Source organism: Alphaproteobacteria bacterium (assembly GCA_025800285.1).
GTDB lineage: Bacteria > Pseudomonadota > Alphaproteobacteria > JAOXRX01 > JAOXRX01 > JAOXRX01.
Window position 1 is genome coordinate 47128 of sequence record JAOXRX010000063.1, and the last position, 6841, is coordinate 53968.

Annotated in this window: 8 protein-coding genes; 2 read left to right on the forward strand and 6 right to left on the reverse strand. The window is 27.1% G+C overall.

Annotation, left to right across the window (positions count from 1 at the left end; genetic code table 11):
* Positions 1 to 8: 8 nt before the first annotated feature.
* From OIF36_04110 to OIF36_04125, 4 genes are all read right to left on the reverse strand, one after another.
* On the reverse strand, positions 9 to 1493 hold the full coding sequence (locus OIF36_04110; protein ID MCV6599643.1) for an ATP-binding cassette domain-containing protein: 1485 nt from the start codon (positions 1491 to 1493) through the stop codon (positions 9 to 11).
* 139 nt (positions 1494 to 1632) lie between these two features.
* Entirely contained in the window at positions 1633 to 2952 is a 1320-nt protein-coding gene (locus OIF36_04115; protein MCV6599644.1) for an Hsp70 family protein, read from the reverse strand.
* A 104-nt stretch (positions 2953 to 3056) separates the two neighbouring features.
* A complete protein-coding gene (locus OIF36_04120) occupies positions 3057 to 3638 on the reverse strand; it encodes an AAA family ATPase (protein ID MCV6599645.1) in 582 nt (193 codons plus the stop codon).
* On the reverse strand, positions 3639 to 4070 hold the full coding sequence (locus OIF36_04125; protein ID MCV6599646.1) for an NUDIX domain-containing protein: 432 nt from the start codon (positions 4068 to 4070) through the stop codon (positions 3639 to 3641).
* Between the two features lie 108 nt (positions 4071 to 4178).
* Between OIF36_04125 and OIF36_04130 the strand changes: the two genes are divergently transcribed.
* On the forward strand, positions 4179 to 5165 hold the full coding sequence (locus OIF36_04130) for a 4Fe-4S cluster-binding domain-containing protein (GenBank protein ID MCV6599647.1): 987 nt from the start codon (positions 4179 to 4181) through the stop codon (positions 5163 to 5165).
* On the opposite strand, the gene OIF36_04135 is transcribed toward OIF36_04130, so the two are convergent.
* Entirely contained in the window at positions 5152 to 6048 is an 897-nt protein-coding gene (locus OIF36_04135) for an LD-carboxypeptidase (GenBank protein ID MCV6599648.1), read from the reverse strand. The two genes, OIF36_04130 and OIF36_04135, sit on opposite strands and share 14 nt — an antisense overlap.
* Before the next feature lie 196 nt (positions 6049 to 6244).
* Here OIF36_04135 and OIF36_04140 point away from each other — a divergent pair, with 196 nt between their 5' ends.
* Positions 6245 to 6397, forward strand: coding sequence for a hypothetical protein (locus OIF36_04140; protein ID MCV6599649.1), 153 nt, complete (start codon positions 6245 to 6247; stop codon positions 6395 to 6397).
* A 195-nt stretch (positions 6398 to 6592) separates the two neighbouring features.
* Here OIF36_04140 and OIF36_04145 read toward each other — a convergent pair.
* On the reverse strand, positions 6593 to 6841 hold a 249-nt coding region (locus OIF36_04145; protein MCV6599650.1), incomplete at its 5' end, for a class I SAM-dependent methyltransferase.

Genomic DNA, 6841 nt, shown 5'->3' on the forward strand with positions numbered 1-6841 from the left:
AAAAAGAACTACTCTTTCCAGCCGACCTTTTCTAAAAAGTCTGCATAACTACCATTGAAAACTGTTACTTTATTGTCATCAAAAACTATCAATTTTGTTGCTAAATGATGTAAAAACATCTCATTATGAGTAATTATCACAACACCACCTCTAAAGCTATCAATTGCCGCAATAAGAGAATCACATGAATCCGCATCAAGATGATTTGTAGGTTCATCGAGCATTAATAAATTAGTTTTATTTAATAAGATTTTACCCAATGAGACCCTACTCTTTTCACCACCAGATAAAACAGAGATTTTTTTCTTAGCTAATTCTCCAGAGAATAACATTGCTCCTGCAGTATTATATGCTTCTGTATTAGTAATTCCTCCTCGAGCTGTTAATAGCTCCTCTATTATATCATTTTGAGGATTTAATCTCTGAACATTAGTTTGTCCAAAATAGCTAAGTTTGCATTTATCGTGATAAGATACTTCTCCTGATATAGGAGTTAGCTCTCCAACCAGCAACCTCATAAGAGTTGACTTACCTTTACCATTTTTCCCAACGATACAAACTCTATCTTCTTTAGATATATGCAGAGATAAGTTCTTTATTAGCAATTCCTCTTCCGAGTATCCAAATGTCAAATCTTTAAACTTCATAAGATTTCTTGCAGGAAATTCCTCTTCATTAAAAGAGAATCCTATTGTTTTTATTAATTGTAACTCTTCTTTTTTTCCCATTTTATCAAGCATTTTGATTCTTGACTGAACTCGAGAAGCAAGCTTTGCTTTTGATCTAAATCGATTAATAAACTTCTCTATTTCTTCTCGTTTTTTAGCTTCATTTTTTGCCTGTCTTTGATATACTTCTTCTTCAAGAGCTATTTGCTCGTAAAGTTTAATTGTATCACCTTTGCATTTGACAATATTACTTCTATGTATCGCCATAGAGTGAGTTGTTATACTGTTCATAATATTTCTATCATGAGTAATTATTATTAACTCATTTGGCCATTTTTTCAAGAATGAGACCAGCCACCTAACCGAGATAATATCCAAATAGTTTGTTGGCTCATCTAGAAGTAATAAGTCTGGTTCTCCTGCTAAAACCTTAGCTAAATTAAGTCTAACTTGAAAACCTCCGGAGAATTCTTTAGGATCTCTTTGAAAGTCTTCTATAGAAAAACCTAGACCAGATAATATTTTTTCAACTTTCCACTCATTCCACCATTCTTCTTCTGGCAGGCCTAAACATGCCTCCTCTAAAACCGTATCTTTGGTGAAATTTAAATGTTGCTCTAGATAACCAATCTTATAACCAGATGAAATACTTATATCTCCATCATGATTATCTATCTTTTCAGTTAATATCTTAAAAAGAGTAGATTTCCCCGAGCCATTAAGCCCTGCTAATCCAATTCTTTCTTTAGGATTTATCTCAAAAGAGGCATTATCAAAAATACATTGATCTCCAAATTTCAAGTCTAAATTTTTAACTCTAATCATATTGCTTCGCTTTCTTTGTTTTATAGACTATATAAACCATAACTATGCATTTTGCAAGAGCTCCGAGGACAATAATGCAAATTAAAACTTGACAAAATAGGAAAAATATCCTTCTTATAATTTAAAAATAATAAATTGATTAAATACTTAAACCATCTTGTTTTTTTGTAGCCATACTTGTTAAAACTCTAGGGTTATTGTGTCCAAAAATTCTATCCGCCTCTAGTGTTAGCCCCTTACCAACACTTCCAAACAAATCAGCATCTATTATTTTAGAGTTTGGAAACTCTTTAATTACAATATTTCTTAAAGCTGGTATAGAAGAAGACCCCCCCGTGAATAAAATGGCATCAATTTCTTCCGCATCTAAGTTTGAATCTTGTAATGTATATAAAACTTCTTGTTTAATTTTATTAAGATCTTTTAAAATATTTTTTTCAAAATCCTCTCTTTTAACATTGACTTTTAATTTTTTTTCAACAAAACCTAAATCAATATTAGTGATTTCATTTGAAGATAAAGATATCTTAGCTTTATCAGCCTTCATGAATATTTGGTATCCTTGTTCTTTATCTATAATCTTATAAAACCTTTCAATTTTTTCAGGTTCTAAAGCCAAATAAGTCATTCTACCAAAATTATCTTCATGACCATGAGCCTCCCCTATAGTAGACCATTTTGATAAATTAATAAATGGAGCAGTAGGAATTGAACTCTTTTCTTTTTTAGTTGGATATTTATAACATTCTGTATTATATCCAAATAAAGGAGCTATTGAATTTAAGTTTAAGGAAGCTGTAAAGTCGACTCCACCTAACCTGAACCCTCTATTAGCTAAAACATCTCCTCTCCTATCTTCTTTTAAAAATCCATTTGGAGAAACTTTTACTACAGAAAAATCAGATGTTCCACCACCTATATCAACTATTAACACATTTTCATTACATTTAACACTTCTTTCATAATTTAAAGCAGCAGCTATAGGCTCATACTGAAATGCTATTTGATCAAAACCGATAGATTCTAAAATTTCTTTTAAATCATTTTCCGTTTTTTTATCTTTTTCTAAACTTTTATCGTTGAAATGTACAGGTCTACCAACTACAACACTAGTTAACTTATTACCAATTGATTTTTCAGCATTTTCTTTCATGTTTTCTAAAAATAATTTAATTACATATTTTAAAGAAAGAGAATTATATCCTATCATAGTCCTCACATCTAAAATATCATCGCTTAATATTCTTTTTATATATCTCATAAGCCTTCCGGTTGGATCCTTAACAAATTCATCTATAGCATCCTGTCCAAATAATCTTTCATTTTTTTTAAACAATATAGCACTAGGTATTATAGATGATGTATTTTGTAAATTAGGGAAATAAGCCTTCCCATCTTTAATTACTCCTAAAGTAGAATTAGATGTACCAAAATCTAACCCACAAACATTTTTACTCATAACCCAACCTCATTTTAATTTCACACAGATTGATTCTAACATAACTTCCTAAATCTGTCAATTTACACAAAAATATCATAAAACCTTTTTTATATTATATAATATTAATTCAGATTACATCTAGGAAACACTTCTCTATTTTTACTTTTAAAATTATTTAAATCCTCTGCTGATGCAATTTGCTCAATAAAACAAGAAGCTTTATTAACAATCTCTTTTATATTTCCCCTAGAGATAACTAAAACTGACTTTCTTTTACAAAAAGAAAAAGATTTTAAATCATCTTTTATTCTTTTATTTATTTCAACTTCTTTATCACCTCTTAATTTTAATCTTTTAATTAACTCTTCTACAGGAGGTTTTAGGTATATATAATGTATATTATCTAAATTAGAATCCTCCAATTCCTTAGCTCCATTATCATCTAAAATTAAAATTTTATTTTTCATACATTGTTTACTAACACCATATTTTTTTTCACCTATATTTTTCTTTAAGAATAAATTAGGGTTCTTATTAAAATCTTCAGCTGATATAAACTTATAATCCACGCCATCAACTTCTCCTTTTCTAGGAGATCTAGTAGTATAACCTAAGCATTTAGATAAAAATAAATGCTCTTTTAATAAAGAATTTCTTAAAGTTGTTTTACCACTTCCTGTTAATCCCTGGATAACTAATATCATTTAAAATCCGTCCTCATAAAAAAATTCTTTATTTTCTGTATTTTTAATAGCTTTTAATATATAGGGGACTGTATTATTAGGCAAATTATTTAAATCTAACCATTGTAAATCGCTACATTTATCAAGTTCCATATTTTTGATTTCACCATTCCATTGTTCACAGTAGAAAAAAAATTGTAAGTATTCTACATTGTTTACATAACTGTGACAAATTGTTGCAAGTTTCAAATCTTCTTTATTTATATCAATCCCTATTTCTTCCTTAGCTTCTCTAATACATGCCTGAGAAGCTGTTTCTTTTCCATCTAAATGTCCCGCAACGACCCCCCAAAAGCCATTATAGCTTTTAGCCGACCTTAGTTGAAACAAAATTTTATCATCTTTTTTTAAAAATAAATGAGCTGCCATAGGGCACTTAAATCTTTCAGTCATCTTGTAATAAATTCCTTGCTTTTTAGTTATTGATATGCTACTTTTATATGGTTAGCATAATATATTTTATATTATTTTTCAATAAATAAATGAAAAAAGGGGATCATTATGTTAGATACACAATCAGAGAAGAAAATTAAACTTAAAAAGTTAACTGTAAAATTAAATTATGATAACGCAAAATGGAAAGAAGTTTATTCTGATTATCATAAAACAATGCTTTTATTTATAACTACATCATGTCAGTTAAATTGCCCTAAATGTTTTTGTTTACCTGAGCGAATTGCAATAAAAAAAGAAATATCATTAGAAACTATTGAAAAAATAATAAAAAACAATCCTATTGTTGATAAATATGATATAATGGGGGGAGAACCATCACTTCATTCTAATTTTTTAGATATTTTAAATTTGTTTGAAAAGAATAATAAGAAAATTGGATTATATACAAATGCTTTATTATTAAGTAAACTTCCAACTGATTATAAAAATTTAAAAATTAATATGGCTTTCCATTCTATAGAATCTTCAAATAGTGCTGATAAACCTATATCTAAAAGTATTGTAGATATAAATCATGTCATGAAATATTATCCTGTGAAAATAGTGTTTTTAATGAATGAGGATAATAAAAATAATTTATTTAAATTTGTTGATTATTGTGAAAAAAATATTCCGTTGTTATCAAAAATTACTATAGGAGCTATTCGAGATGAATCTGATTATTATAATGATGATATAAAAGGTATTATACCATTGCAAGAATATGCAAATATTATACAAGATTTTATAGATAATTATAAAGGCAATTTAAATGTTGATATATTCCCTGAAGGCATTCTTTATACAGATAACTTACCAGAAAACATGCCGAATCAAATAAATAGATTTAAATCAGTATTCCCTGAAAATGATAAAGGGGAAATGGTTTATGCAGATTGTTTATATGACATAGGTATAGATAATTTAGAAGTTTTACCTGAAACCTGCAAATTAGAGTATAAAGATTTTAAAACTTGTCCTAAAACAGGAAAAACTAGATGTATTACTGATAAAATCAAATTAGTTAATATAAATAACATTACCAAGAAATAATATTTTTAGATTTTGTATTTATAGTCACCTCTTTTTCTAAAGGTAATGCTATCTTATCATCACAATGACCAGCTGGGAAATTTAATATTATAGGGATATTATAATCTTTAAAAAAATCTGCGATCATATCACTCATAGAGCAATGGAAAGGTATGTGATACTGTGGTGTTTCATAAAAATTCCCCACAATTAAACCTTTTATATTATCTAACTTACCAGCATTTTTCAATTGATATAACATTCTTTCTACTTTGAATATGAATTCTTTTTTCTCTTCTATAAATAATATTTTATTATTAAGATCAAGTTCATATGGTGTCCCCATATTAGCCATTATAATAGTTAATGTTCCTCCAGATATATTTCCTTTGCATTTACCTTCTTTTAATATTTTAATGTTTTTAGAAATGATTTCATTTCTTAGTTTTTTATTGTTTTCTTGTTTAAGAAACTTTACTAAATATTTAAGAGTATCATGATTTTTATCACAATTTAAATATGCAATATCTATTAAGTTGGGCCCAAAAAATACATCAATATTAGGAGAGTATTTTGTTAATGCTATGTTAAGCATGCTTATATCACTATATCCTATAAAAATCTTTTTTTTATTTATAAGATTGTAGTCAATTTTATCAAGTAACCTAATGCTACCATATCCACCTTTTGCACATAATATTATATCTATATTATCGTCAATAAAAAATTCATGTAAATATTTTATTTTTTCTTCATCTGTACCAGCTAAATATCCATTTTGTTGAGAAACTTGAGGAGCAACAACAACATTAAAGTTATTATCCTTTAAAAAATTAGTTGCTGATTTCAAATAATCTTCTTTTATCCAACTTGCTGGAGCTATGATTCCTATAGTTTTTTTCATTTTCATACCACTTATTCATAAAAATATAAGAATATATTATCATATGAAAAAAACTTATGCAATCTTTTTTTATTTTTCCAAATCACTCTTCAAAAAACATTAAAATACACTCTCATAATATAATCAATATCACAGTTTATGAAAAGAGTTTATAAATTTGTTGAAATTCTTTTAATAATAATATATATAATTATATATGACTAATTATTGTGGCATAGATTTTGGTACATCCAACTCTACTCTAGGACTATATATAAACAATGAAGCATTTCTAGTTAATCTAGAACATAATCATAAAACAATTCCTTCGGCAGTTTTCTATGAAGAAGAAACTAATGAAATTATCTAAATTCTTTCCCCCAAGATTCAAAATCATGCCCTGAAAAAGAGAGAATTATTTCACCATCTCCTTTTAATAATTTAATTGCTTTTCTTAAAGCTTTTATTTTATCATCAATTGAAACAAATTCATTAATTACATTAAAAGAAAAAAGAACAGAATCAAATTTATTCTTAAAATCATATTTTAAGAAATCTCCATTAATTATTTCTTGTTTTGGATATTTTTTTTTGCGATATCAACCATATCCTTATTTAGCTCTATACCTGAATATGATTTAACTTTAGAAGAATCTCTAAATATAGAGATTAAACGACCAGTTCCACTTCCAACTTCTAACACATCACCTTTAACTAAATCTAAAAAAGCTTTTTTGTCATAAGATATATTTTTAGTTCTTATATCATACATCGTAGCAATATTAGGCATATATATTTTCCTTCTTATTATATA